We start from the raw sequence: 25309 nt of genomic DNA on the forward strand, positions 1-25309 counted from the left end.
CGTCCAGGTGGCATGAATCGGGGAGAACCCTGAGGTCGTGAACCCGACAGGGTGCCCGGATTGGTGGGACATTTACTGACGCAGACGTAATTCCGAATGCGTTGTCGAGGGCCGATAATCTGCGGCAGGAACATATCTAGGAGGAGTCTTCGTGGTCTTCAAGCGCATGATGCAGGCGATGGGCGTGGGGGGCCCGTCCGTGGAAACGGTGCTCGCCAACCCCAACTGCCGCCCCGGGGGCTACCTGGAAGGCCAGGTGCACGTCATCGGCGGCGACCACTCCGTCGACATCGAGTACGTCGCGCTCGGGCTGATGACCCGGGTCGAGGTGGAGAGCGGCGACAGCGAGTACAACACCGATCAGGAGTTCCACCGGCAGCGGCTGACCGGCTCCTTCAAGCTGGACGCCGGCGCCCGCCACGACGTGCCGTTCCGCTTCGACGTGCCGTGGGAGACCCCCATCACCGAGGTGTACGGGCAGCACCTGCACGGCATGACGATGGGCCTGCGTACCGAGCTCGAGGTGGCCCGGGCGGTCGACAAGAGCGACCTGGACGCGGTGGCCGTTCACCCGCTGCCGGCACAGGAGCGGATCCTGGACGCTTTCCTGCGCCTGGGCTTCCGGTTCAGCCGCGCCGATGTGGAGCGGGGCAGGGTGTACGGCGTGCAGCAGACGCTGCCGTTCTACCAGGAGATCGAGTTCTATCCGCCGGCGCAGTACGCGAGCGGCATCAACCAGCTCGAGGTCACGTTCATCCCCACTCCGCACAACCTGCAGGTGGTGCTGGAGATCGACAAGCGTGGCGGCCTCTTCACCGAGGGTCACGACGCGTTCGGCCGCTTCGACGTGGACTACCACACCGTCGACCAGACCGACTGGACCGCGCAGCTCAACGGCTGGCTCCAGCAGTCCGCGCAGCGTCGCGGCTTCTTCTAGGCCCGACGCCGGCAGGCCCAACGCCGGCAGACCCGGGGCTGGCAGGCACAGCGCCCGGCTAGATCTCCAACCAGACGGTTCGCGGGCCCACGTTCACGCTCTCCACGAGCATGTGGGCCCGGAACCGGCCGGTCTCCACCATGGCGCCGCGTGACCGCAGCGCCTCGGCGAACGCGGTGACCAGCGGCTCGGCGACCTCGGCCGGCGCGGCCGCGGACCAGGTGGGCCGGCGGCCCTTGCGGGCGTCGCCGTAGAGGGTGAACTGGCTGACCACGAGCAACGGCGCGCCGGTGTCGGCGGCCGAGGCGTCCCCGTCGAGGATGCGCAGCTCATGGACCTTGCGGGCCAGGTTCGCGGCGATCTCGGCGGTGTCGTCGTGCGTGACGCCGAGCAGCACCAGCAGCCCGTCCTCGATCTTGCCGACGACCTCGTCGCCGACCGTCACGCTGGCCCTGCTGACGGTCTGTATCAGCGCGCGCATGCGAGCACCCTTTCCGCGGCGGCGTTCAGCGGCTCGGTGCCGGACAGCTGCCGGTCCCGGAAGCTGACCACCTGGTCGAGCAGGCGGGCCGGCCGGCCGGGCGCGGCCGCCAGGAACGCGGCCAGCAGCCGGCCGGCGCCGTCGGACCACTCGTGCCTCTCGTCGACGGCGACCTGGGCCAGGATCAGCGCGGTGAGGCCGGTGTCCAGGTCGGGCTCGCCGGGCCGGGCGTTGCACCAGTCGATCACCACAGGGCCGCGGGACGTCATCAGCACATTCTCCGGGTGCAGGTCGAGGTGCAGCACGGGGGCCGCGCCGGGCCCGGGCGGCAGCTCGTGCAGGCGGCGCAGCAGCCCGGCCAGGTGCGCGGCGCCCTCCTCGATGCCCAGCGAGCCACGGGCGAGGGCCTGGGCCATGGTCGGGCCGTCGAGGCGTTCCATGATCATGTCGCTGCCGCCGGCCTCGTACACGGCGGGTACCGGGTAGCCGAGGCCGGCGACGTGGCGCATCACGGCGATCTCCGCCGTCACATCGGCCGCTCGCCGGTAGCGGCGCAGCACACGCCCCTCATCGAGCGCGAAAACGTCAGCCTCCCGGCCGGAGGCAAGCGGAGAGCCGGCGGTGGGCGCGGGGCCGGTGGCGAGCGGAGAGCCGGCGGTGGGTGCAGGGCCGGTGGCAAGCGGAGAGCCGGAGGTGGGCGCGGGGCCGGTGGCAAGCGGAGAGCCGGTGGCGGGCGCGGGGCCGGTGGCGGGTGGAGAGCCGGTGGCGGGCGCAGGGCCGGGGGTGGGCGGACGGCCGGGGGAGGACGGCGGGGCGGTCACCTGCCGACGATACGTGAGCCGGGCGGGGCGGTGGAGGCGTCGCCGGAGGGGATGCGTACCTGCCAAGATGGCGTCATGACGTTCTCGCTGCCCATCGACGCTGAGGCCAACGCGCTCCTCGACCGCGACCCGCTGGCGGTGCTGATCGGGCTGACGCTGGATCAGCAGATCACCATGGAGAAGGCGTTCACCTCGCCGTACGTGCTCGCTCAGCGCCTCGGGCACGAGCCGACGGCGGTGGAGCTCGCCGACTTCGACCCGGACGAGCTGATCGCGATCTTCGCGAAGCCGCCGGCGCTGCACCGCTTCCCGAAGGCCATGGCCGCGCGGGTGCAGGAGGTCTGCCGGGTGCTTGTCGACCGCTACGACGGGGAGGCGGCCGCGCTCTGGCGGGACGTGCCCACCGGCGCCGAGCTGTACAAGCGGATCTTCGCGCTGCCCGGCTTCGGTAAGCAGAAGGCACAGATCTTCGTCGCGCTGCTGGGCAAGCAGTACGGCGTGCAGCCGCCCGGCTGGCGCGAGGCGGCCGGTGGATACGGCGAGGCGGACTCGTACCGGTCGGTCGCGGACATCGTCGACGACGAGTCCCTGAACAAGGTCCGGGCGAACAAGAAGCAGATGAAGGCCGAGGCGCGGGCGGCGAAGGCCTGACCGCGGTGGTCAGGACGCGGTGGTGACCAGCATTTCGAGCAGCTCGGCCGGCGGCAGCGGCCGGGCGAAGAGGTAGCCCTGACCGATGCCGCAGCCCAGCGTCTGAAGCTCCGCCGCCTGCTCGGTCGTCTCGATGCCCTCGGCGACCGTGGTCAGGTGCAGGACCTGGCTGAGCCGCAGCACGGCCTCGGTGATGCCGGAGCCCTCGGGCGTGCCGTTCAGCTCGGCCACGAAGCTGCGGTCGATCTTGAGGATGTCCACCGGCAGCCGGGTCAGGTAGTGCAGCGATGAGTAGCCGGTGCCGAAGTCGTCGATCGCCACCCGGATGCCGTGCGCGCGGAACTCGCTCAGCATCGCGATGCCCGCGCTCTCGTCGACGAGCGCCGACTCGGTGATCTCCAGGACCAGCCGGTGCGGGGCCAGGCCGGTACGCGCCAGCACGTCGAGCACGTCCTGCACCAGCGTGGGCTCCTGTAGCTGGCGCGGCGACAGGTTGACGCTGACGTAGAGGCCGTCCCAGCCGGCGACCTGGCGGCACGCCGTCTCCAGCACGAACAGGCCGATGCTCGTGATCGTGCCGCTGCGCTCGGCGATCGGAATGAACTGCGCCGGCGACACCGGGCCGAGCCGGGGGTGCTGCCAGCGGACCAGCGCCTCGACGCCGACCGGGCGGCTGCCCGCGAGGTCGACAAGCGGCTGGTAGAGCACGTGCAGTTCGCCGCGGTCGAGCGCGCCGGCCAGGTCGTCGGAGAGCTGGGCGTCCGCGGCGCGCCGGTCGATCATCGATGGGTCGTGCAGCTGTACGCCGTGCGTGCCCAGGTGCTTGGCCTGGTACATGGCGACGTCGGCGCGGCGGAGCAGTTCCTTCGGTGTGTCGCTTTCGCGGCCGGTGGCCACGCCGACGCTGGCGCGCACGGCGACGGTGTCGTCGCCGAGCCGGACCGGGGTGGCGGCGGCCGTGGCGAGGATGCGCTGCGCGGCCGCGACCGCGCTCGGCTCGTCGGGCACGTCGGTGACCAGGACGACGAACTCGTCCCCGCCGATCCGGGCGGCCACGTCCTCGGCGCGCACGCCGGCGAGCAGGATCTGCGCGAACGCGGCCAGCATCGTGTCGCCGGCCGCGTGCCCGTACGCGTCGTTGACCAGCTTGAAGTCGTCCAGGTCGATGAGCAGCAGGGCGATGTCCGTGCGGGCGCCGACCACGTCGGCGAGGACGGCGTCCAGCCCGGCCCGGTTGGCCAGGCCGGTCAGCGAGTCGTGCAGGGCCAGCTGTTCGAGTTCGAGCTCGCGCTCGCGGAGCCGCGTCTCGATCTCCTGGCGGCGCACGATGTCGCCGCGCAGCGCGGCGGTCGCGGCGTCGACCCGGCTCATCGCCCGGTTGCGGGCGTCGGCGAGCAGGCCGATCAGCAGGGTCAGCAGCAGGGTGATCGTGATCGACACGGCGAACGTGTTCCGGACGAACCCGCGGTCGGTCTCCTCCAGCAGCCGATCGGTCGGCCGCACCCGCAGCTCCCAGGTGCGCAGGCCGGCGGTGACCTGCACGACCCGGTCGAGCGAGGCGGGGTAGTCCTCGGCCGCGCTCGCGGAGGCGTCGGCGATGACCTGTGCGGAGCCGTCGGCGGCGTCGGCCAGGTCGGCGGTCACCGCGCCGTGCGCATGGTTGCGCAGCGCCTCGGTGAGCAGATCGCGGCCGTGCACACCCATGGTGATCCAGCCGCGGATGCCGCCGCCCATGTGGAATACCGGCACGGCGAACAGGAACGAGGGCTGCTGCTGGGCCGCGGGCAGCGCGCGGTCCTTGAGCAGCACGTGCGGCCGGCTGACCGCGAAGCCGTACAGCTTGGCGTCGCGCAGGGTGTCGGCGATCTCCGGCGTGGTGGAGACGTCCGTGCCGGGTTCGATGGGCAGGCCGCCGTACGAGCGGGTGATGATCGCGAAGGCGTGCTGGCCGCCGGTGGGTGCCGGCCGCAGCTTGAGGCCCTTCTCGCCGCGCGACCGCCAGAACGACTCAAGGGCCGCGACCCCGCTGTCGTGGGTGCCGACGACGAATCCGAGCGAGGCGGCGCCGGGCAGGCCGCGCTTACCGACCTTGTTGGTGATCCAGGTGATGTCGTCGGAGGTCAGGTCGGTCTGCGCGCCCAGCGCGATGGACAGGTCCGTGAGTGTGTCGTCGTAGCGCTGGATCTCGTTGGTGATCGCCCGCGTGACGTCGCCGGCGTAGCGGTCCATGCGCTGGGCCGCGTAGCGCTGCTCGGCACCGCGCGCGTTCTGCGTGGCGTAGCACGAGCCGGCGCCGCCGAGTATCGCGACCACGATGACGAGGGCGACGCCCGACCAGCGTCGCCGGTTCGACCTCAGAAACGTCGCCCGCACGGGATTCCCCATCGGTTGCGCCGCCCGTTTCTGAAGGTGTTCGGGGCGGCGGTGGTCGCGTCGCGGGCGCAGTGCGAGGATGGGCTGGTCGATCGGAGTGCCAAGGTGAAGAAGCAGCCGGAACGGCCGGTGTTGATCACCAACGCCGCCCGCAGCCAGAGCGACCAGCTTCGCAGCCGTCAGATCCGCTACGTGAGCATGATGAGCGTGCGCGCCGGCTGCCTGATCCTGGGCGCGATCCTGATCAGCGTGAAACCGCCCCTGCTGCCGCTCTGGTTGATCCTCTGCGCGGCCGGCATGGTGTTCCTGCCCTGGGCGGCGGTGCTGATCGCCAACGACCGCCCGCCCAAGAGCAGGGCGAACCCGGCGGTGCCCCAGCCGGTCAACCCGCAACGGGTCCTGGCGTCTGAGTCCGCCGAGGAGACCGAGCACCGCACCATCGACGCCGAGCCCTAGAGGAGAACGCCGAGCCTAGAGGAGAACGCCGAGCCCTAGAGGAGACGCCGAGCCCTAGAGGATCGGCCGCGCACCGAGGGTCTGCACTGCCGCCGCGCCGAGCTCGGTGCCGGCGGCCAGCGCGGCGTCCGGCTCCGCGCCGGAACACCACGCGGTGAGCAGGCCGGCCGCGAAGGCGTCGCCGGCACCGGTCGGATCCAGCACCGGTACGCGGGCAGCCGCGACCGACCGCGTCACCCCGTCCCGGGTGCACCAGACGGCACCGTCCGACCCGAGCTTGACCACCACGTTGCGGGCGTACGCGGTCAGCTGCGCCGCCTGCTCCCGCGCGGTACCGGCGCCCGCGAGCACCTCAGCCTCGTCGGAGTTGCACAGCAGCAGGTCCGTACCGCGTACCAGGTCGAGGAAGGCCGGGGCACCCAGCTGCCGCAGCGGTTCGGCGGAGGCCACGTCGACGCTTGTGGTCAGGCCGCGTTCGGCGGCCGCGGCCAGCGCGGCCCGGCCGGCGGGCCGCGAGCCGGCGTGCAGCAGCGGATAGCCGGAGAGGTGCAGGTGGGTCGCGCCGGGCGCGGCCTTGACCGCCGCCGTGACGTCCGCCGGGTCCAGCAGCAGCGCCGCGCCCCGGTCGGTGATCATCGTGCGCTCGTGCGCCGAGCTCAGCACGACGACGCTGCCGGTCACCGTGCCCGGGTGCGCGCGCACCGTGCAGCGGACCCCGACCGCGACCAGCTCGGAGATCCGCTCCCGGCCGGCGTGGTCGCCGCCGACCGCGGCGACGAGCGTCACGCCGGCGCCGGCCCGGGCGAGCCAGGCGGCCGTGTTCGCCGCCTGCCCGCCCCCGCCGACGGTGATCCGCGCCGGGGTGTCCGAGCCAACGGCGATGCTGCCGGCGTGCGTGACCAGCACGTCGGTCACCAGGTCGCCGACGACCAGGACGGTCATCCGGGCAGGGCGAAGCCGAGGGCGACGCTCGCCGGGGTCGCGGCCGCCGCGATCCGGGCGGCCAGGGCGGCGTTGCGCAGGATGATCCGGACGTTGACCTCCAGGCTCCGGCCGTGCGTGCTGCCGTGGAAGTGCGCCAGCAGGAACGGCGTGACGGCCTTGCCGCTGATGCCGTCGCGGGCCAGCAGCTCCAGGCCCTCGGCGAGCGCGCGGTCGTGCACCTCCGGGTCGAGCTGCTCGTCGGTGGGCAGCGGGTTGCCGAGCACCAGCGCGCCGGCGCCGACGCCCTGGTCCGCGCGGGCGGCGATCACGTCGGCGACCTGCTCCGGCGAGTCCAGCCGCCAGTCGACGTCGAAGCCGCCGTCGGTGACGAAGAAGCCCGGGAAGCGGTGGGTGCCGTAGCCGGCGACGGAGACGCCGAGCGTCTCCAGCCGCTCCAGCGTCGCGCCGACGTCGAGGATCGACTTGACGCCGGCGCAGACCACGACGATCGGGGTACGGGCCAGCGTGGTCAGGTCGTTCGACTCGTCGAAGGTCGCGCCGGCGTCGCGGTGCACGCCGCCGAGGCCGCCGGTGGCGAAGACGCCGATGCCGGCCGCCGCCGCCACGGCGCTGGTGGCGGCGACGGTGGTCGCGCCGTCGACGCCGGTCGCCGCCGCGACGGCGAGATCGCGGACGGAGAGCTTGGCCACACCGTCGGCGCCGGCCAGCTGCTCGATCTGCGGGTCCTCGAGGCCGACGATCAGCTCGCCGCCGATCATCCCGATGGTGGCGGGAACGGCGCCGTTGTCGCGTACGGTTTGTTCGATCTCCCGGGCCACCCGCAGGTTGTCCGGCCGGGGCAGGCCATGCGAGACGATCGTGCTCTCCAGCGCCACCACCGGACGGCGGTCGCGGCGCGCCCGGGTCACGTGGTCGCCGTAACGGATGGCGAAGCGGCCCATCTGCCGCGTGGAATCGGTCACGATTGCAACGGTACGGTGCCGTGCCGATCCGTTGTCGTTGGACCGACCAGGCGAGAGGTGTCAGACTTGTGGGTTGAAGCTTCTTCCGCGCTGACCGGGGGGCACGCGGGTCGACCCCAGCTTTGTTGGGCACAGTCTTGAGACAGATGAAGGGCAGATGCCGTGAGCACGCAGATTCTGGAGCGTCCGGAGACCAAGGACGCAGACACCGGTCCCGAGATGTTCCACTACGTGCGCAAGGAGAAGATCGCCGAGAGTGCCGTCATGGGCACCTTCGTGGTCGCTCTGTGCGGGGAGAAGTTCCCCGTGACCAAGTCACCGAAGCCGGGCTCTCCCGTGTGCCCGCAGTGCAAGGAGATCTACGAGTCGATGAAGCACTGACCACCCGGGTGGCCCGATGACCGGCAGCTACAGCCTGCTGGCCGCGGACCTGATCGGGGTGGCGGCCTTCGCGGCCTCCGGCGCCAGCGCCGCCGTCGCGAAGCGCCTCGACCTCTTCGGCGTGGGCTTCGTCGGCTTCGTGGCGGCGCTCGGCGGCGGCATTCTGCGCGATCTCGTGATCGGCTCGGTGCCGCCGCTGGCCTTCTCCGACTGGCGTTATCCCGTCACGGCCGTGTTCGTGTCGGTGGCGGTCTTCTACCTGCACCCGCAGTTCAACCGGCTGCGGCGCGCCGTCCTGCTGCTCGACGCGGCCGGACTGGGCCTGTTCACCGTCACCGGCACCCTGAAGGCCCTCGACGCCGGGGTGCCGCCGGTCGGCTCCTGCCTGGTGGGGATGCTCACAGCCATCGGCGGTGGTCTCGCCCGCGACCTGCTCACCGGCGAGATCCCGGTCGTGCTCCAGCGCGACATCTACGCGGTGGTCGCCCTCGGCGGCGCGGCCGTCGTCACCGGTCTGACCTGGCTTGACCTGGCCGGACGCGTCCCGCTGGCGATCGCGGCGGCCGCCATGACGGGCGTACGCCTGCTCGCGCTGTACCGGCGGTGGTCGGCGCCGGTCGCGGCTCCGTAGCCGCGGATGTCGTAGCCCGCCGCTATGCTGGGTCCCGCCTCTGCGGCTGTTGCGCGGGGGCATTTGTGTGAGTGGAGAGGATCGTCGCAGCTTGAGTCCGCCTCTGCCGAACCTGGAGACCTTCCCGGCGCTGCGTGCCTGGCAGCGCAAGGCACTCGTCGAATACCTGCGCCGGCGCAGCCCCGACTTCATGGCGGTCGCGACCCCCGGCGCCGGCAAGACCACGTTCGCGCTGCGGATCGCGGCGGAGCTGCTCGCCGACGGCACGGTCGAGGCGGTCACGGTGGTCTGCCCGACCGAGCACCTGAAGACGCAGTGGGCGCAGGCGGCGGCCCGGGTCGGCATCCAGCTGGACCCGTCGTTCCGCAACTCCGACGTGCACTCGTCCCGCGACTTCCACGGCGCCGTGCTGACGTACGCGCAGGTGGGCATGGCGCCGGCGGTGCACCGGCGGCGCACCATGACCCGCCCGACGATGGTCATCCTCGACGAGATCCACCACGCCGGCGACTCGCGCACCTGGGGCGACGGCGTGAAGTCGGCCTTCGAGGAGGCCGAGCGCCGGCTGATGCTCACCGGCACCCCGTTCCGCTCCGACGACAACCCGATCCCGTTCGTCGCCTACGAGCGCGGCAGCGACGGCCTCCAGCGCTCTCGCTCCGACTCGGTCTACGGCTACTCCGACGCGCTGCGCGACGGCGTCGTGCGCCCGGTCATCTTCCTGGCCTACTCCGGCGAGACCCGGTGGCGCACCAGCGCGGGCGACGAGCTCGCGGCCCGCCTCGGCGAGCCGATGACCAAGGACCTGGTCGCGCAGGCCTGGCGCACCGCCCTCGACCACCGTGGCGACTGGATGCCGCAGGTGCTCAGGGCGGCCGACGCGCGGCTCTCCCGGCTGCGCGAGGACGGCATCCCCGACGCGGGCGGCCTGGTCATCGCGAGCGACCAGCAGACCGCCCGGGCGTACGCGAAGCTGATCAGCGAGATCAGCGGCGAGCCGGCCGTGGTGGTCCTCTCCGACGACCAGGGCGCCTCGTCGCGGATCGCCTCGTTCGCGCAGTCCGAGCAGCGCTGGATGGTCGCGGTCCGGATGGTCTCGGAGGGCGTCGACATCCCCCGCCTGGCCGTCGGCGTCTACGCGACGAGCGCCTCGACCCCGCTCTACTTCGCGCAGGCGATCGGCCGGTTCGTCCGCGCCCGGCGCACCGGCGAGACGGCGACGGTGTTCGTGCCGAGCGTGCCGCACCTGCTGGGTCTGGCCAGCGAGATGGAGGCCGAGCGCGACCACATCCTCGGCGCGCGGAAGGACCCGGACGGCCTCGACGACGACCTGCTCGAGCGCGCACAGCGCGCGGAGGACGCCGAGGGCGACCTCGAGAAGCGTTTCGAGGCCCTGTCGGCGACGGCCGAGCTGGACCAGGTGATCTTCGACGGCACGTCGTTCGGCACGGGTGCCCGCACCGGCACGCCCGAGGAGGAGGAATACCTGGGCCTTCCGGGCCTCCTGACGCCCGACCAGGTCGCCGTTCTGCTCAACCGGCGGCAGAGTGAGCAGATGGCCGCCCAGAAGCGGCAGAAGGCCGCTGAGCCGGTTTCGGCCGATCCCGAGCCGGTGGCCACGCTGAGCGCGGGCGAGCGCCGCAACAGCCTCCGCCGCCGGCTGAACACGCTCGTGGCGGCGCACCACCACCGGACCGACCTGCCGCACGGAAAGATCCACGCCGAGCTCCGCCGCCTCTGCGGCGGCCCGCCGAGCGCTCAGGCGACGATCGAGCAGCTCGAGGAGCGCATCGCCACCATCCAGACGTTCTGACCCGGCCGGGGACACAAAAAAGGGGCGTCCCATGCGGAACGCCCCTTTCGGTTGCTGAGGGGTTAGTTGGAGTTAGACATCATGTCCGCGCCGCGCCAAACGAACTCAGGGTCCGCCACGTACTGAACCGTGATCTTCACCAGGTCCTCGGCGTACCTGTTGGCGTGGTGTCCGCAGAACACCAGCTCGCTGCCACCAGCCAGGGTCAAACGGAGCTTTCCGGCTGCATTGCAGCGGTCGCACCGTTCATCGGCTGCTGGTCCGGCCACCGTTCCCGCCGGCGGCGTGAGAGTCGGGGTCATCGCCTTCCTCCTCTGGTCGTCACCGATGAACATGTTCCTCGGCTACTGCTCACCCATCGTGCAACACCTCTGGCCGTTGCAGCCTTCCCACAGTGCCCCGGGGGGACCCAAGTCACACGTGGTTGGGCTAGTGTGCCGTGCTCCAAGGGTGCCACGTCAACGATCACTTCTGCACTACGGTCTGTTCACCACCGAACGATGTACGGCTGGTGACCAAACAGGCACGGACGGTTGACTGGAGGGCCCGCCTTCCAGTATTGATCAAGGTGTCCGTGCCCGCAACGAACCTCTCAGTCCAGGTAATCGCGAAGAACCTGCGACCGCGACGGGTGCCGCAGCTTGGACATCGTCTTCGACTCGATCTGCCGGATGCGCTCGCGGGTGACGCCGTAGACCTGGCCGATCTCGTCCAGCGTGCGCGGCTGGCCGTCGGTCAGGCCGAAGCGCAGCCGGACCACGCCGGCCTCGCGCTCGGAGAGCGTCTGCAGCACCTGCTGTAGCTGGTCCTGGAGCAGCGAGAACGAGACCGCGTCGACCGCGACGACCGCCTCGGAGTCCTCGATGAAGTCGCCGAGCTGGCTGTCACCCTCGTCGCCGATGGTCTGGTCCAGCGAGATGGGCTCCCGGGCGTACTGCTGGATCTCCAGAACCTTCTCCGGAGTGATGTCCATCTCCTTGGCCAGCTCTTCCGGAGTGGGCTCGCGGCCCAGGTCCTGGAGCAGCTCACGCTGTATGCGGCCGAGCTTGTTGATGACCTCCACCATGTGCACCGGGATGCGGATGGTGCGGGCCTGGTCGGCCATGGCGCGGGTGATGGCCTGGCGGATCCACCAGGTGGCGTACGTGGAGAACTTGTAGCCCTTGGTGTAGTCGAACTTCTCGACGGCGCGGATCAGGCCCAGGTTGCCCTCCTGGATCAGGTCCAGGAACGCCATGCCGCGGCCGGTATAGCGCTTGGCCAGCGAGACGACGAGTCGCAGGTTGGCCTCGAGCAGGTGGTTCTTCGCCCGCTCGCCGTCACGGCCGATCCAGCGCAGGTCGCGCTCGAAGTTACGGTCGAGCTTCTCCTCGCCGTCGTCGCAGGCCCGCAGCCGCTCGGCCGCGTAGAGCCCGGCCTCGATCCGCTTGGCGAGCTCGACCTCCTGCTCCGCGTTCAGCAGCGGAACCTTGCCGATCTGCTTCAGGTAGGCGCGCACCGAGTCGGCGGACGCGGTCAGCTCGGCGTCGCGGCGCGCCTGCTTGAGCGCCTCCGACTCCTCGTCGTCCCACTCGAAGTCGCCGTCGGTCGCGGTCGCGGCGGCGTCGGTCGCGGCGGCCTGGACCATGGCGGCCGGCTCCTCCACGACGACGTCCTCGATCGCGGCGGCGAGCTCCTCGGGGTCGATCTCCTCGCCCTCGGCGGGTGCCTCGCCGGGCTTCGCGGCCTTCGCCGGTGCGGCCTTGGCGGCGCCGGCGGCGGCCTTGCGCGGAGCGGCGGCCTTCTTGGCGGGCGCGGCCTTCTTGGCGGCCGTCGGCGCCGCGGGCGCGTCGCCGTCGGCGGCGGCCTGCTTGGGCGCCGGTGCGGCCTTCTTCGCCGCCGGAGGCCGGGTCGCCTTGGCCGTGGTGGCCTTGGAGGCGGGCGTCGCGGCGCGCGCGGCGGAGACCCGGCGGCGGGTGCTCGCCGATCCGTCGACGACGACCGTGACTCCCGCGTCCACGAGGGCACGGAGGATCTTCTTGGCCTGGGCCGGCGTCACCTCGGCGGACTCGACCGTCTGCACGACCTCGGCTGACGTGATCTGCCCGCCCGCACCCTGAGCATGGGCGATCAGGGCCTCGGTGAGAGAGCGAACGTCGGCACCGGTCTGGTGGGCTTCTGTCACGAATGACCTTCCGGAGGGCGATGAAACACGGCCGTGTGCCCAGCGCAGCGCGCGGCGGAACGAGGCTGGCCGGTGTGGTGTGGGAGCCCTCGGGACGCGGACTGGCCCGCTGGCGGCTGTCCGTGAAGCGTGGGCAGGGGTGAATTGTAGCGCCGTCCGGCGAGATCCTCCCGCCGCAGCACGCCACCGGCACGCCGCGGGTGCTCCCGAGGGGGTCGCCGGGCTCGATGTAGGTACCTGTCGGGAGAATGATATCGGCTGAGAGGACGGTCATGGTGGCTGTGGAATCCGGGGCATCGACGCCGGACGCGTTGCTCGAGATCGCCGTGCGGATCGCGCGGGAGGCGGCCGGCACCGCCCGGCGGATGCGCGCCGAGGCGATCACCGACGTGCGGACCAAGAGCACCGACACCGACGTGGTGACGGCGGCCGATCGCGCGGTCGAGCGGCAGGTGGTCGACGCGCTGGCGGCCGAGCGCCCGGGCGACGGCGTGCTCGGCGAGGAGTACGGCGCCTCCGACTCCGCCGGCGCCGTCCGGTGGATCCTGGACCCCATCGACGGCACCGTGAACTACCTCTACGGCCTGCCCCAGTACGCGGTCTCGCTCGCCGCCGAGGTGGACGGCGTCGTGGTGGCCGGCGTGGTGCGCAACGCGGCGACCGGCGAGGAGTGGACGGCCACCCTCGGCGGCGGCGCCTGGCGCGACGGCCGGCGGCTGAGCGGCTCGGTGCGTACCGGCCTGGACCAGGCGCTGGTCGCCACCGGGTTCGGCTACGACCCGGCCCGGCGCGCTCACCAGGGCGCGGTGCTGGCCGGGTTGATCACCCGGGTGCGTGACATCCGCCGCCTCGGCGCGGCCGCGATCGACCTCTGCCTGGCGGCGGAGGGCGGCGTCGACGCGTACTTCGAGAAGGGGCTGAACCCGTGGGACCACGCCGCGGGCGGCCTGGTCGCCGCGGAGGCGGGCCTGCGGGTCTCCGGACTCGGCGGCGCCGCCGCGGGCGGGGACATGCTCGTGGCGGCCCCGCCGGCGCTGTTCGACGCCCTGCACGACGCGCTCGTCGAGCTGGACGCCGCCGGCGGCCCGTGAGCCCTCAGGAGTTCTTCTTGGGCGCGACGCACGCGCCGACCGGCAGCTCGGGCTCGCCGAGCTCGACCAGCGACTGGTTGACCTCGGTGGTGGTGGCGAGCTGCTGGAAGTCGCTGCCGACCACGATGTCGACGATCGCGCCCTTGCGCTTGGCGTCGTACTGCACGTCGGCCTGGTTCAGGAAGTACGCCCGCAGCAGCCACGCCGAGCCGACCGCCTCGGGGCCGTACCGCATGACCGCGACGCCGTCGACCTTCTTCTTGTTCTCGGCCGGCTTCTGCGCCTTGAACCGCCGGTTCTTGAACTCGTTGGTGACGCTGTCGGCCAGCCCCGCCGTGTCCGTGCCGTTGAAGACCTTGACGGTGACCTGCTCGGGGTCGTCCGGCAGGGTCACGTTGGCCATGACCGAGCCGTCGGGGCAGCCACCGCCGACGACGGCGTCGCCCTGCGTGTCGCGGACCAGGGCCACGACTACGAAGATCACCGCGGCCACGGCGAGCACGCCGACCACGACGAGTGCTCGGACGCGGGCAAAGCTCATGGAACCGGCTCCCGGGGTCAGCTCGATCGGCCACCGTCCAGTACCGGACGGGGTATGCGGTGAGGTTAGCGTCTGTCCGCCAAGCCTGCGGAAAGAGGGAATGCTCCCGGCGCGCCGACGATGATCCACGCGCTCATACCCCTACTTTGATGTCGCCTCAGTCACATCGGGAACAATTGGCCGCCCGCGCGCGTACAAGCCACGCACGGGGGCGGTATGGTGCCGCGTTTGCCGGGGCAGTTTCATCGAGGGGGATGGGGCACCTCGGCGGACGGATTTCTCCCAGCCGACCAGGGCCGGGAGAAAAGTCCGCCGGAACCGGGAACCGAAACGTCGTCGCGGGCGTTACTTACGCCAAGTGACACATCGATACAGGAGAGTGAAAACCGATGGCCACCGACTACGACGCTCCGCGTCGCGACGAGGTCGACCTCGGCGAGGACAGCCTCGAGGAGCTCAAGGCCCGCCGCGCCGACTCGCAGTCGGGCGCAGTGGACGTCGACGAGGTCGAGGTGGCGGAGAGCTTTGAGCTCCCCGGTGCCGACCTGGCCGACGAGGAACTGACCGTCAAGGTGCTGCCGATGCAGACCGACGAGTTCCGCTGCGCCCGCTGTTTCCTCGTGCATCACCGCAGCCAGCTCGCGGTCGAACGCAACGGGGAACTGATCTGCCGCGAGTGCGCCTGACCGGCGCGCTCGCGAGCAGGACCCCCGGCCGTCGCCGACGGCCGGGTCAAGCAACGACCCCCGATACCCTCCGGTGCCCGTTTGGCGGGCAGCCTTGACTGGGTATCGGACCCTGACCAGGGGTACGCGAAAGATCCGACAGTGGATGCGGGAGGTCGACGATGAGCCGCCCAGATGACGACTCGGCACAGTCCGCGGATCCGGGGCGTGAGCTCGTCAAGGTCGATCCCGCCGAGGCGGCCGACGGCGCCGAGGCCGGCTCCGGCATCGGCGCCACCGTTGCCGCGCTGTCCGCCGGCGACCTCGAGCCGGCCAAGCGCCGGCACCTGCTCGCGAGGCTCGTCGGCGACGTCCGCCGGCGCGGGCTGGGCCAGCTGTTCCGGCCCGGTTCCGCCATGCGCTGGATGACCGAGGCGGTCGCCGACATAGCGCCGCACGTGCCGGTCCGCGACCTGGCCACCCTGCGCCGCCACTACGACGGCCTGGAGGGCGACGCGCTCGCCGAGCGCCTGGTGCGTAACGCGGCACTCGCCGCGGCCGGGGTCGGCGCGGCCGGCGGCGGCGTGGCGTCCCTGGAGTGGGCCGCGACACCGACCCTGCTCTCCGTGCCGGTCCTGCTGGCCGCGGAGACCGTCGCCGTGGTCGGCATCGAGCTCAAGCTCGTCGGCGAGCTGCACGAGGTGTACGGCAGGCCGGTCGCCGGCAGCGCCGTTCAGCGCGCCTCGGCGCTCATCCAGTCCTGGGCCGGCCAGCGCGGCGTCAACCCGTTCGTGCCCGGCATCGGCGTCGCCACGGTGCTCGGCACCACGGCCCGCCGGGAGCTCCAGGGCACGCTGCTGCGCCGCTTCGGGCGCAATCTGACCACGCTGGGACCGTTGCTCACGGGCGCGGCCGTGGCGAGCTATCTGAACCGGCGCGCGACCCTGCGCCTGGGCGAGCAGATGATCAAGGACCTGCGCCGCAAGGGCCCGGCGGTCATCGACGCCGGGGTCCCGGAGATCAGCTCCTAGGCCGCAGCAGGGCGGTCGCCAGCTCGACCGGGTGCCGGGTGCTGACCACCCAGAACGGCGTCGGGTCGGCCGGGTCGTCGAGCAGCACCTGCACCGCGCCCTTGATCCATGGGCGCTGCACGACGAACGCCAGCGGGTGCGAGCCGACGCCGAGCACCTCGCGCTTGCCGTCCGCGTCCAGCGGCACGACGTCGGCGATCACGTCCAGCGGCAGCCGCGCGTCGTCGACCTGGAACTCCGTCGCCGTCACCGCGACCCGGATCCGGTCCGTGCGCCACAGCAGCAGCAGTGACACCGGCAGCAGGACCGCGAACGGCACCCAGGCGCGCAGCCCGGTGCCGCCCAGCCAGATCTCGGCGGCGAGCAGCGCGGCCACGGCGGGCCCGGCCACCCACGCGAACCACGGGATGCGCAGGCGCTCGGCGTACACCGGGCGGGCGGGCGCGGTGGTGCGTGCGGAGGGCTCTGCTGTCACCCTGGTTACGGTACGGCGCGCCTCCGCTTCCGGCCACGGCAGGATGGCAGGGTGGGTGCCGCTCACCCGACGAGAAACCGAGGAAGCGATCGTGACCGAGACCGTGGCCGTGCAGCTCCGCCGGCTCGACCCCGACCTGCCGCTGCCGGCGTACGCCCACCCGGGCGACGCGGGCGCCGACCTGGTCGCCGCCGAGGACGTCGAGCTGGCGCCGGGCGAGCGGCGGTTGGTGCGTACGGGCATCGCCATCGCCCTGCCCGAGGGCTACGTCGGCCTCGTGCACCCCCGCTCCGGGCTGGCCGTCCGCCTCGGCGTGACCGTCCTCAACGCGCCCGGTACGGTCGACGCCGGTTACCGCGGCGAAATTCTGGTGAACCTGGTCAATCACGACCCGGCGGACACCGCGAAGATCTGCCGGGGTGACCGCATCGCCCAATTGGTCGTGCAGCGGGTCGAGCGGGCGGTCTTCCAGGTGGTCGACGAGCTCTCCGACACCGCGCGCGGTGCCGGTGGGCACGGCTCGACCGGCGGACACGTCGCCCTGCCGGCGCAGCAGAAGCAGTTCTAGTCGAAGAAGGTGGCAACGCAGATGTTCTCCCGCAAGCGCGGCGGCCCGAAGCACGTGCGCCCGGACGACGCACCACAGTCGGCGGCGCTCGCCAAGAGCATGGGCGACGGCCCGCCGCCCGAGTTCGGCCCCTACGACAGCTCGCAGGCGCCCGACGGGGTGCAGCGACTCGACCTCGGTAGCCTGCTGATCCCGGCGGTCGAGGGCGTCGAGGTGCGGGTGCAGGCGAACCCGGACGGCGGCATCGAGCAGATCGTGCTCGTGCACGGCGACAGCGCGCTGCAGCTCGGCGTCTTCGCCGCGCCCCGCAGCGAGGGCATCTGGGACGAGGTGCGTGCCGAGATCGCCACGGCGATGAAGTCCGACGGCGCCGCGCCGCAGGAGTTCGACGGGCCGTACGGCGTCGAGCTGGCCGCCCGGGTCGAGACGCCCGAGGGGCCGGCGGACGTCCGGTTCGTCGGCGTCGACGGGCCGCGCTGGATGGTCCGCGCCCTCTTCCAGGGCCAGGCGGCCGCCCAGCCGAGCGCGGAGGGCGTGCTCGGCGAGTGCCTGCGTGGCCTCGTGGTCGTCCGCGACGAGGAGGCCCGGCCGGTCCGCGAGGCGCTGCCGCTGCGGCTGCCCCGGGAGATGGCCGAGCAGGCCGAGGCGCAGCACGCCGGGCACGACCACGCCGCCCACGACCACGACCACGCCGGGCACGACCACGCGCTGCCGCCGCAGACCAACGGGCGCCACGCGCACTGATCGAGGGCGGCCCCGGTGAGATACGTCACCGGTGGCCGTTCCGGCGTACCGTTGACGGACGGCACCTGCCCACACTGTGTGCCGTCCGCCGGGTCCCCGCCGGCGTATTCCACGGCTTGCCGAGGAAGGTGGCACCGAGGTCATGTCGACCGATGAGCGCACCACCGGCCTGCGCCGGTTCTTCGAACGGCTGACCGCCTCCGAGGAGGAGCTGAACGCGCAGGAGTTGCAGCGCGACAGCGCCAAGTGCGGAGCGATGCCGGCCGGTCAGTGCCACCGCGGCGAGGTCGTCTCCGTGTCCGGCCGACTGCGCACGGTGGCGTACACTCCGCGCACGAACCTGCCGACGCTCGAAGCGGACCTCTACGACGGCAGCGACGTGGTCACGCTCGTCTTCCTGGGCCGCCGCTCCATCGTCGGCATCGAACCGGGCCGTCAGCTCACCGCCCGCGGCCGCATCGCCCTGCGCGACGACCGCAAGGTCATCTACAACCCGTACTACGAGCTGGAGGCGCCCCGGTGACACCCGGCAGCGAGCCCCGTCACGTCGCGCACGAGTCCGTTGAAGAGAGGGTCGCCGAGGAGTTCGTCGAAGAGCTCGAGCTTCACCCGGTCAAGGAGGAGCCGGACGAGGAGCCGTTCCCGTCGATGAGCGAGCAGATCTCCGAGCAGCTCGGCGGTGTGCGGGGACTCATCGAGTCGAGCATCCCGGTGCTCGCGTTCGTGCTGCTCAATGTGCTGCTCGGGGAGAACGGCCTGGACCTGGGCAAGAAGACGGCGCTGTACTGGGCGATCGGCGGCAGCCTCGGCTCGGCGGTGGCCATCGGCGTGTACCGGCTGGCCCGTAAGCAGTCGGTGCGGCACGCGGTCAACGGCGTCCTCGGCGTCGCGATCGGCGCGTTCCTGGCCTGGCGCACCGGCGACGCCAAGAACTTCTACCTGCCGGGCATCCTGCTGACCCTCGGCCAGGTGGTCGTCCTGATCGTGTCGGTCGCGGTCCGCCGGCCGATCATCGGGTACGTCTGGGGCGTGCTGGCCAACGGCGGCAAGCACGACTGGTTCGACAACCCCCGGCTGTTCCGCACGTTCCAGTGGCTGACCCTGGTCTGGGCGGCGTCGCTGTTCGTCCGGGCGGGCGTGCAGGGCTGGCTCTGGCTGGCGGACGAGGCGAACGCCATCGGCGTCGTGCGGATCCTGATCAGCTGGCCCATCTACGCCGCGACGTTCGCGTACACCGCCTGGGCGGTGCACCGGGTGACCTCGGCCACCCGGCCCGCCGACGAGGAGCTCGAGGAGGCCAAGGCCCCCCAGGCCTAGCCGATCTCGCGGGCGTCGCCCAGCACCACCGCGCGGACCGCGCCCTCGACCTCGGTGGTGCAGACGAAGATCAGCTCGTCGCCGGCCTCCAGCGGGTCGTCGGGCGTCGGCACCAGCACCCGCTTGCCGCGCACGATGGCCACCAGGGCGGAGTCGCGCGGCATCGGCACCGCGCGGATCGGCTTGCCGACGTACGGCGCCGTCGGCGGCAGGGTGATCTCCACCAGGTTCGCCTCGCCCTGCCGGAACGTCATGATCCGGACCAGGTCGCCGACGGTGACCGCCTCCTCGACCAGCGCCGCCATCAGGCGCGGCTTGCTGACCGCCACGTCGACGCCCCACTGCTCGGTGAAGAGCCACTCGTTCTCGGCGCGGTTGACCCGGGCGACCACCCGGTTGACCGCGAACTCCGTCTTGGCCAGCAGCGAGCAGACCAGGTTGGCCTTGTCGTCGCCGGTCGCGGCCACGACCACGTCGCAGCCGGCCACGTCGGCCTCCTCGAGGCTGCTCAGCTCGCAGGCGTCGGCCAGCACCCACTCGGCCTCCGGCACCCGCTCCGGGCGCAGCTGGCGCGGCTGGCGCTCGATCAGCATCACCTGGTGGCCGTTGCCGATCAGTTCCTGTGCGATCGAGCGGCCGACGTTGCCGGCGCCCGCGATGGCGATCCGCATGGTCAGAGCCCCCCAAGCCCGGCGCGGGCCGCGCCACCCAGCACGTCGTTGACGATGTCGTCGGTGACCACCATGAAGACCTGGTCACCGTCCTGCAACACGGTGGACGGCGAGGCCAGCGAGCCGATGCCGAAGCGCATCAGGTACGCGACCCGGGCGCCCGTGGCGTCCTCCAGCGACCGGACGGTCTGCCCGACCCAGTCGGGGTGCAGCGGCGCCTCGACGATCGACACCGAGCTGGTCGGGTCGCGGAAGACCTCGACCGTGCCCTCCGGCACGAGGTGGCGCACCATCCGGTCGGCGGCCCAGCGGATCGTGGCCACCGTCGGGATGCCGAGCCGCTCGTAGACCAGGGCCCGCTTGGCGTCGTAGATGCGGGCGACGACCCGCGAGACGCCGAACGTCTCCCGTGCCAGCCGGGCCGAGATGATGTTCGAGTTGTCGCCGCTGGAGACGGCGGCGAACGCGTCCGCCCGCTCGATGCCGGCCGACCGCAGCACGTCGCGGTCGAAGCCGATCCCGGTGACGGTGATGCCGCCGTACTCCGCGCCCAGCCTGCGGAAGGCGTCGGCGTTCTGGTCGATCACCGCGACCGAGTGGCCGCGGGCGTCGAGCTTGTGGGCGAGCGTCGAGCCGAGCCGACCGCAGCCCATGATCACCACGTGCAAGGTTTTGCGCCTTCCCGCTGGATGCGTACCTAGCAGAGCGTGCCATGAGGTCGCGAGTGATGGTGGCCGGGGCGCCCGGCGGCGTGGCGGCCGCGCCCGTACGCTTGGCGCTTGTGGCAAGTTCGACGTCCCTCGCGAAGCGGTTGCTCCTCGGCCGGCCCTTCCGCTCCGACCGGCTCCAGCACACCCTGCTGCCGAAGCGCATCGCGCTACCGGTCTTCGCGTCGGACGCGCTGTCCAGCGTCGCGTACGCGCCCGACGAGATCCTGCTGACGCTCTCCATCGCGGGGGCCGGCGCGTTCGTGTTCGCGCCCTGGGTGACGCTGGCGGTCGCGGTCGTGATGGTCACCGTCGTGGCCAGCTACCGGCAGAACGTGCACGCGTACCCGTCGGGCGGCGGCGACTACGAGGTGGCGACGGTCAACCTCGGCCCGCGCTTCGGCGTCGCGGTGGCCAGTGCCCTGCTCGTCGACTACATCCTCACGGTGGCGGTCTCGGTCAGCGCGGGCGTCTCCAACCTGGGCTCCGTGGTGCCGTTCGTCGCCGAGAACAAGATCGGCATCGCGCTCGTCGCGATCGGCCTGCTGGCCGCGCTCAACCTGCGCGGCCTGCGGGAGTCCGGCACCGCCTTCGCCGTACCCACCTACCTGTTCATCGTCGTCATCGTCGGGATGATCATCACCGGGCTGGTACGCGTCTTCGTCCTCGGCCAGGACCTGCGCGCGCCCAGCGCGGACATCCTCATCGATGCTGAGGAGCACCACCTGACCAGCCTGGCCTTCGCGTTCCTGCTGTTGCGGACGTTCTCGTCCGGCTGCGCGGCGCTCACCGGTGTCGAGGCCATCTCCAACGGTGTGCCCGCCTTCAAGCCGCCGAAGAGCCGGAACGCCGCCACCACGCTGATGCTGCTCGGCGGCATCGCGATCCTCATGCTGGTCGGCATCGTGATGCTCGCCAAGGCGACCCATCTCCAGTACGTCGAGGATCCGGCGACGCAGATCATCGGCGGCCCGGAGAACTACGTCCAGAAGACGGTCACCACCCAGCTCGGCGAGACCGTCTTCGGCAGCGGCTCGATCATGCTCTACCTGGTCGGCGCGGTCACCGCCCTCATCCTCTTCCTCGCCGCGAACACCGCCTTCAACGGCTTCCCGGTGCTGGGCTCGATCCTCGCCCAGGACCGCTACCTGCCGCGCCAGCTGCACACCCGCGGCGACCGGCTGGCGTTCAGCAACGGGATCATCTTCCTGTCCGTCGCCGCGATGGTGCTGATCGTGGCGTTCGAGGCCGAGGTGACCCGCCTGATCCAGCTCTACATCGTCGGCGTGTTCGTGTCGTTCACGCTGTCGCAGGCCGGCATGCTGCGGCACTGGAACCGGCTGCTGAGGACGCAGCGGGATCCGGACGTGCGGCGCCAGATGTTCCGGTCCCGGGCGATCAACGGCTTCGGCATGGTGCTCACCGGCGCGGTGCTGATCGTCGTGCTGATCACCAAGTTCATGCTCGGCGCGTGGATCGCGATCGCCGCGATGCTCGTGATCTACGTGGTCATGCTGGGCATCCGCAAGCACTACACCCGGGTCTCGGCGGAGCTGGAGCCGGGCGACGAGGGCCCGGTCCTGCCCTCGCGCAACCACGCCGTCGTGCTGGTCAGCAAGGTGCACAAGCCGACGCTGCGTGCTCTGGCGTACGCGCGGGCGACCAGGCCAGACACGCTGACGGCGGTCACGGTGAACGTCGACGACAAGGACACCCGCCGAATACAGGAGGAGTGGGAGCGCCACCAGATCCCGGTGTCGCTGACGGTGGTGGACTCGCCCTACCGGGAGATCACCCGGCCCATCATCGACTTCGTGAAGAGCGTGCGCCGCAGCTCCCCGCGCGACGTGGTCACGGTCTTCGTGCCCGAGTACGTGGTCGGCCGCTGGTGGGAGCACCTGCTGCACAACCAGAGCGCCCTGCGGATCAAGGGCCGGCTGCTCTTCGAGCCCGGCGTGATGGTGACGAGCGTGCCGTGGCAGCTCCAGTCCAGCCAGGACCGCGACCTCGAGCGCCTGGACCGCGACCTGAGCCGTGCGCCGGCCCGCGGCCCGCGAACCCGCCGGACGGACGCGCCGTTCGCCGAGGTCGCCGCGCAGCCCCGGCCGGAGCAGACCATCGAGCCGGAGGATGACCCGAAGTGACCGACGAACCGATCGACGAACCGATCGAGGGCGACCGCGTCGAGGTGACGGTCGGCGCACCGGCCCACGGCGGGCACTGCGTGGCACGCATCGGCGGGCCGCACGGCCGGGTGGTGTTCGTCCGGCACGCGCTGCCGGGCGAGCGGGTCACGGTCGAGCTGACCGAGCTGCACAAGGGCTACCTGCGCGGGGACGCGGTCGACGTGCACGAGGCCTCCGCGGACCGGGTGGCCGCGCCGTGCGCCTTCGCGCACCCCGGCGGCTGCGGCGGCTGCGACCTCCAGCACGTGGCGCCGGACGCGCAGCTGCGGTGGAAGGCCGCCGTCGTGCGTGAGCTGCTCGGCCGGATGGGCGGCCTGAGCACCGAGCGGATCGACGAGCTGGACGTGCGGGTACGCCCGCTGCCCGGCGGCCCGCTCGGCTGGCGGTCCCGGGTCCGGTACGCGGTCGACGCCGCCGGGCGGCCCGGCCTGCTGCAACACCGCTCGCATCAGGTCGTACCGGTGGATCGGTGTCTGATCGCCCGCCCGGAGTTGCAGAAGCTCGAGGTGACCGCCCGGCTCTGGCCCGATGCGGCCGCGGTGGAGGTGGTGGCGTCGACCGGTGGCGACGTCAGCGTCCTGTCCCGGCCGGCCGGCGCGCCGGCGCTCGACCCGGCGGCGGCCGCGGATCCGCTGGTGGACGAGGACAACGGCGGGGCGGGCGTGCTCGTCGACGGCCCGGCCGAGATTCGCGAGCTCGCGGCGGGCCGGGAGTGGCTGCTGCCGCCGGACGGCTTCTGGCAGGTGCACCCCGCCGCGGCCGACACCCTGGTCACGGCCGTGCTGGAGCTGCTGCGGCCGGCACCGGGCGAGGTCTCCTGGGACCTGTACGGCGGCGCGGGCCTCTTCGCGGCCGCGCTCTGCGCGCGGACCGGCGCGCGGACCACCGTCGTCGAGTCGTCGCCGGACGCGGTGGCCGCGGCGCGCCGCAACCTGGCCGATCTCAGCGGCGTCGAGGTGGTGGCGGCCCGGGTGGACGTGGCGCTGAGCCGGCGCCGGATCACCGCACCGGTGGATCTGGTCGTGCTGGACCCGCCGCGGGCCGGCGCGGGCGCCAAGGTGGTGCGGGCGATCGCGGCGGCGCGGCCCCGGGCGGTGGCCTACGTGGCCTGCGACCCGGCGGCGCTCTCCCGGGACGTGCAGACGTTCGCGGCCGAGGGCTGGCGGCTGGCCGAGCTGCGCGCCTACGACTGCTTCCCGATGACCCAGCACATCGAGTGCGTCGCCCTCCTGCTGCCTGACGACTAGCGTGCCGGCTCGGGCTCGGGCTCGGGTTCCGGCTCGGGCTCGTGCGCGTCGTGCGGGTCGTCGTCGTAGGTGCTCTCGTCGAACGGCGCCGCGCCGGACAGCACCGCCCGGGCCTGCTCGTTGTCGATCTCCCGGGTCCAGGTGCCGACCAGGACCGTCGCGACGGCGTTGCCGGAGAAGTTGGTGAGCGCCCGCGCCTCGGACATCAGCCGGTCGATGCCGACGATAAGGCCGACGCCGGGCACCAGCTCGGGGCGGTGGCTCTGCAGGCCGCCGGCCAGGGTCGCCAGGCCCGCGCCGGTCACGCCCGCGGCGCCCTTCGACGCGAGGATCATGAAGAGCAGCAGGGAGATCTGCTCGCCGACCGACAGCGGGTCGTCCATGGCGTCGGCGATGAACAGCGACGCCATGGTCAGGTAGATCGCGGTGCCGTCGAGGTTGAACGAGTAGCCGGTCGGCACCACGATGCCGACGACCGGGCGGCTCACGCCGAGGTGCCCCATCTTGGCGATCAGCCGCGGCAGCGCCGACTCCGACGAGGAGGTGGCCAGAATCAGCAGGAACTCGCGGGCCAGGTAGCGGAACAGCTTGAAGATCGACATGTGGGCCACCAGGCGCAGCAGCAGGCCCAGCACGACGAAGACGAAGAGCAGGCAGGTGATGTAGAAGCCGACCATGAGCCCGGCAAGGCTCTTGAGCGCGTCGAAGCCGGTCGCGCCGACCACGGCGGCCATCGCGCCGAACGCGCCGACCGGGGCCAGCCACATGATCATCGACAGGATCTTGAAGACCAGTCGCTGGAGGACCGTCACCACCCGGATGACCGGCTCGCCCCGCTCGCCCAGCGACTGCACCGCGAAGCCGACCAGCAGCGCGACCAGCAGGGTCTGCAACACCTCCTGGGTGGCCAGCGCGCCGAACAGCGACTCCGGGATGATGCCGAGCACGAAGTCGACGCCCGACTCCGCCTCCGCGCTGACCTGGGCGGCGCCGGTGGCGGCGAGCTCCTCGTCCAGGTGGAGCCCGGCGCCCGGGTGCAGGAGGTTGCCGACCACCAGGCCGATGGTGAGCGCCACGGTCGACATGATCAGGAAGTAGCCCAGCGCGAGGCCGCCGACCCGGCCGACCTGCGCGGCCCTGCGGATCGACCCGACGCCCAGCACGATCGTGCAGAAGATCACCGGCGCGATCATCATCTGGATCAGCGCGACGAACCCGGTGCCCAGCGGGCGCAGCGCCTTGCCGACGTCCGGGAAGAGGAAGCCGACCGCGATGCCCAGCACCATGGCGATCAGCACGGAAAGGTAGAGGTAGTGGCTGCGGTCGCGGCGCCGCACCCTCGGTGCATCGACGGTCATGGCTTTCCCGTACCCCCGGTTGTGACCCAGGACACCTTCGCGCCCGTGTGGAGATTTTGTGGAGGAGGTCTCTGTATCCGTTCGCGCCGGATG

Annotated in this window: 27 protein-coding genes; 15 read left to right on the forward strand and 12 right to left on the reverse strand. The window is 72.0% G+C overall.

Annotated features, from left to right (window positions below):
* Nucleotides 1–151: 151 nt before the first annotated feature.
* The gene (locus BJ971_RS05350; RefSeq protein ID WP_184990362.1) at nucleotides 152–937 is read left to right on the forward strand and encodes a sporulation protein; all 786 of its coding nucleotides are present in this window, start codon (nucleotides 152–154) and stop codon (nucleotides 935–937) included.
* 58 nt (nucleotides 938–995) lie between these two features.
* Here the strand turns inward: BJ971_RS05350 and dtd are convergent, their stop codons facing one another.
* Nucleotides 996–1418 carry a D-aminoacyl-tRNA deacylase gene (dtd, locus tag BJ971_RS05355; RefSeq protein ID WP_184990364.1) on the reverse strand — a complete coding sequence of 141 codons (423 nt, stop codon included), beginning with the start codon at nucleotides 1416–1418 and terminating at the stop codon, nucleotides 996–998.
* The gene (locus BJ971_RS05360; protein WP_275411421.1) at nucleotides 1406–2239 is read right to left on the reverse strand and encodes a phosphotransferase; all 834 of its coding nucleotides are present in this window, start codon (nucleotides 2237–2239) and stop codon (nucleotides 1406–1408) included. The genes dtd and BJ971_RS05360 overlap by 13 nt, the downstream gene beginning before the upstream one ends.
* A 75-nt stretch (nucleotides 2240–2314) precedes the next feature.
* Here BJ971_RS05360 and BJ971_RS05365 point away from each other — a divergent pair, with 75 nt between their 5' ends.
* Nucleotides 2315–2890, forward strand: coding sequence for an HhH-GPD-type base excision DNA repair protein (locus BJ971_RS05365; RefSeq protein WP_184990366.1), 576 nt, complete (start codon nucleotides 2315–2317; stop codon nucleotides 2888–2890).
* A 9-nt stretch (nucleotides 2891–2899) separates the two neighbouring features.
* Here BJ971_RS05365 and BJ971_RS05370 read toward each other — a convergent pair whose 3' ends face one another.
* Entirely contained in the window at nucleotides 2900–5263 is a 2364-nt protein-coding gene (locus BJ971_RS05370) for a putative bifunctional diguanylate cyclase/phosphodiesterase (RefSeq protein WP_239087911.1), read from the reverse strand.
* 105 nt (nucleotides 5264–5368) lie between these two features.
* On the opposite strand from BJ971_RS05370, the gene BJ971_RS05375 reads away from it, so the two are divergent.
* On the forward strand, nucleotides 5369–5719 hold the full coding sequence (locus tag BJ971_RS05375; RefSeq protein ID WP_184990370.1) for a DUF3099 domain-containing protein: 351 nt from the start codon (nucleotides 5369–5371) through the stop codon (nucleotides 5717–5719).
* 54 nt (nucleotides 5720–5773) lie between these two features.
* On the opposite strand, the gene BJ971_RS05380 is transcribed toward BJ971_RS05375, so the two are convergent.
* Together BJ971_RS05380 and BJ971_RS05385 are read right to left on the reverse strand one after the other, a co-directional pair.
* Nucleotides 5774–6661: a carbohydrate kinase family protein gene (locus BJ971_RS05380; protein WP_184990372.1), complete on the reverse strand. Its 888-nt coding sequence runs from the start codon at nucleotides 6659–6661 to the stop codon at nucleotides 5774–5776.
* Nucleotides 6658–7605: a pseudouridine-5'-phosphate glycosidase gene (locus tag BJ971_RS05385; protein WP_184998658.1), complete on the reverse strand. Its 948-nt coding sequence runs from the start codon at nucleotides 7603–7605 to the stop codon at nucleotides 6658–6660. Before BJ971_RS05385 ends, BJ971_RS05380 begins: the two co-directional genes overlap by 4 nt.
* A 183-nt stretch (nucleotides 7606–7788) precedes the next feature.
* Here BJ971_RS05385 and BJ971_RS05390 point away from each other — a divergent pair, with 183 nt between their 5' ends.
* The 3 genes from BJ971_RS05390 to BJ971_RS05400 all read left to right on the forward strand — a co-directional run bounded on the left by BJ971_RS05390 (nucleotide 7789) and on the right by BJ971_RS05400 (nucleotide 10451).
* Complete coding sequence (locus BJ971_RS05390; protein ID WP_184955574.1) at nucleotides 7789–8007, forward strand: DUF3039 domain-containing protein; 219 nt, start codon at nucleotides 7789–7791, stop codon at nucleotides 8005–8007.
* 16 nt (nucleotides 8008–8023) lie between these two features.
* Entirely contained in the window at nucleotides 8024–8638 is a 615-nt protein-coding gene (locus tag BJ971_RS05395) for a trimeric intracellular cation channel family protein (RefSeq protein WP_184990374.1), read from the forward strand.
* Between the two features lie 91 nt (nucleotides 8639–8729).
* Complete coding sequence (locus tag BJ971_RS05400; protein WP_184990376.1) at nucleotides 8730–10451, forward strand: DEAD/DEAH box helicase; 1722 nt, start codon at nucleotides 8730–8732, stop codon at nucleotides 10449–10451.
* Nucleotides 10452–10513: 62 nt separating this feature from the next.
* On the opposite strand, the gene BJ971_RS05405 is transcribed toward BJ971_RS05400, so the two are convergent.
* On the reverse strand, nucleotides 10514–10753 hold the full coding sequence (locus BJ971_RS05405) for a DUF7455 domain-containing protein (protein ID WP_184998659.1): 240 nt from the start codon (nucleotides 10751–10753) through the stop codon (nucleotides 10514–10516).
* A 290-nt stretch (nucleotides 10754–11043) separates the two neighbouring features.
* Nucleotides 11044–12615 (reverse strand): RNA polymerase sigma factor, encoded by a 1572-nt coding sequence (locus BJ971_RS05410; protein WP_311772739.1) that lies wholly within the window; start codon nucleotides 12613–12615, stop codon nucleotides 11044–11046.
* A 272-nt stretch (nucleotides 12616–12887) separates the two neighbouring features.
* Here BJ971_RS05410 and BJ971_RS05415 point away from each other — a divergent pair, with 272 nt between their 5' ends.
* Nucleotides 12888–13706: an inositol monophosphatase family protein gene (locus BJ971_RS05415; protein WP_184990378.1), complete on the forward strand. Its 819-nt coding sequence runs from the start codon at nucleotides 12888–12890 to the stop codon at nucleotides 13704–13706.
* 4 nt (nucleotides 13707–13710) lie between these two features.
* On the opposite strand, the gene BJ971_RS05420 is transcribed toward BJ971_RS05415, so the two are convergent.
* Nucleotides 13711–14247, reverse strand: a complete 537-nt coding sequence (locus BJ971_RS05420) for a LytR C-terminal domain-containing protein (protein WP_184990380.1) — start codon at nucleotides 14245–14247, stop codon at nucleotides 13711–13713.
* Between the two features lie 389 nt (nucleotides 14248–14636).
* Between BJ971_RS05420 and BJ971_RS05425 the strand changes: the two genes are divergently transcribed.
* Together BJ971_RS05425 and BJ971_RS05430 are read left to right on the forward strand one after the other, a co-directional pair.
* Nucleotides 14637–14933, forward strand: a complete 297-nt coding sequence (locus BJ971_RS05425) for a DUF4193 domain-containing protein (protein WP_023561654.1) — start codon at nucleotides 14637–14639, stop codon at nucleotides 14931–14933.
* A 161-nt stretch (nucleotides 14934–15094) separates the two neighbouring features.
* Complete coding sequence (locus BJ971_RS05430; RefSeq protein WP_221478738.1) at nucleotides 15095–15943, forward strand: hypothetical protein; 849 nt, start codon at nucleotides 15095–15097, stop codon at nucleotides 15941–15943.
* Here BJ971_RS05430 and BJ971_RS05435 read toward each other — a convergent pair.
* Entirely contained in the window at nucleotides 15933–16418 is a 486-nt protein-coding gene (locus BJ971_RS05435) for a DUF3093 domain-containing protein (RefSeq protein ID WP_184990382.1), read from the reverse strand. The two genes, BJ971_RS05430 and BJ971_RS05435, sit on opposite strands and share 11 nt — an antisense overlap.
* Before the next feature lie 43 nt (nucleotides 16419–16461).
* On the opposite strand from BJ971_RS05435, the gene dut reads away from it, so the two are divergent.
* From dut to BJ971_RS05455, 4 genes are all read left to right on the forward strand, one after another.
* A complete protein-coding gene (gene dut / locus BJ971_RS05440; protein ID WP_184990384.1) occupies nucleotides 16462–16986 on the forward strand; it encodes a dUTP diphosphatase in 525 nt (174 codons plus the stop codon).
* A gap of 21 nt (nucleotides 16987–17007) precedes the next feature.
* Complete coding sequence (locus BJ971_RS05445; RefSeq protein ID WP_184998662.1) at nucleotides 17008–17730, forward strand: DUF3710 domain-containing protein; 723 nt, start codon at nucleotides 17008–17010, stop codon at nucleotides 17728–17730.
* A gap of 142 nt (nucleotides 17731–17872) precedes the next feature.
* Entirely contained in the window at nucleotides 17873–18253 is a 381-nt protein-coding gene (locus BJ971_RS05450) for an OB-fold nucleic acid binding domain-containing protein (RefSeq protein WP_184990386.1), read from the forward strand.
* The gene (locus BJ971_RS05455; protein WP_184990388.1) at nucleotides 18250–19047 is read left to right on the forward strand and encodes a DUF3159 domain-containing protein; all 798 of its coding nucleotides are present in this window, start codon (nucleotides 18250–18252) and stop codon (nucleotides 19045–19047) included. Before BJ971_RS05450 ends, BJ971_RS05455 begins: the two co-directional genes overlap by 4 nt.
* On the opposite strand, the gene BJ971_RS05460 is transcribed toward BJ971_RS05455, so the two are convergent.
* Together BJ971_RS05460 and BJ971_RS05465 are read right to left on the reverse strand one after the other, a co-directional pair.
* Nucleotides 19044–19724, reverse strand: a complete 681-nt coding sequence (locus tag BJ971_RS05460) for a potassium channel family protein (protein ID WP_184998663.1) — start codon at nucleotides 19722–19724, stop codon at nucleotides 19044–19046. The genes BJ971_RS05455 and BJ971_RS05460 overlap by 4 nt on opposite strands.
* Nucleotides 19721–20386, reverse strand: coding sequence for a potassium channel family protein (locus BJ971_RS05465; RefSeq protein WP_184990390.1), 666 nt, complete (start codon nucleotides 20384–20386; stop codon nucleotides 19721–19723). Before BJ971_RS05465 ends, BJ971_RS05460 begins: the two co-directional genes overlap by 4 nt.
* Before the next feature lie 113 nt (nucleotides 20387–20499).
* On the opposite strand from BJ971_RS05465, the gene BJ971_RS05470 reads away from it, so the two are divergent.
* Nucleotides 20500–22569 carry an APC family permease gene (locus tag BJ971_RS05470; protein WP_239087732.1) on the forward strand — a complete coding sequence of 690 codons (2070 nt, stop codon included), beginning with the start codon at nucleotides 20500–20502 and terminating at the stop codon, nucleotides 22567–22569.
* Entirely contained in the window at nucleotides 22566–23858 is a 1293-nt protein-coding gene (locus BJ971_RS05475; protein WP_184990392.1) for a class I SAM-dependent RNA methyltransferase, read from the forward strand. The genes BJ971_RS05470 and BJ971_RS05475 overlap by 4 nt, the downstream gene beginning before the upstream one ends.
* Here the strand turns inward: BJ971_RS05475 and BJ971_RS05480 are convergent.
* Nucleotides 23855–25216, reverse strand: a complete 1362-nt coding sequence (locus tag BJ971_RS05480; RefSeq protein WP_184990394.1) for a cation:dicarboxylate symporter family transporter — start codon at nucleotides 25214–25216, stop codon at nucleotides 23855–23857. The two genes, BJ971_RS05475 and BJ971_RS05480, sit on opposite strands and share 4 nt — an antisense overlap.
* Nucleotides 25217–25309: the final 93 nt, after the last annotated feature.

Source organism: Amorphoplanes digitatis, from assembly GCF_014205335.1.
Classification (GTDB): Bacteria; Actinomycetota; Actinomycetes; order Mycobacteriales; family Micromonosporaceae; genus Actinoplanes; species Actinoplanes digitatus.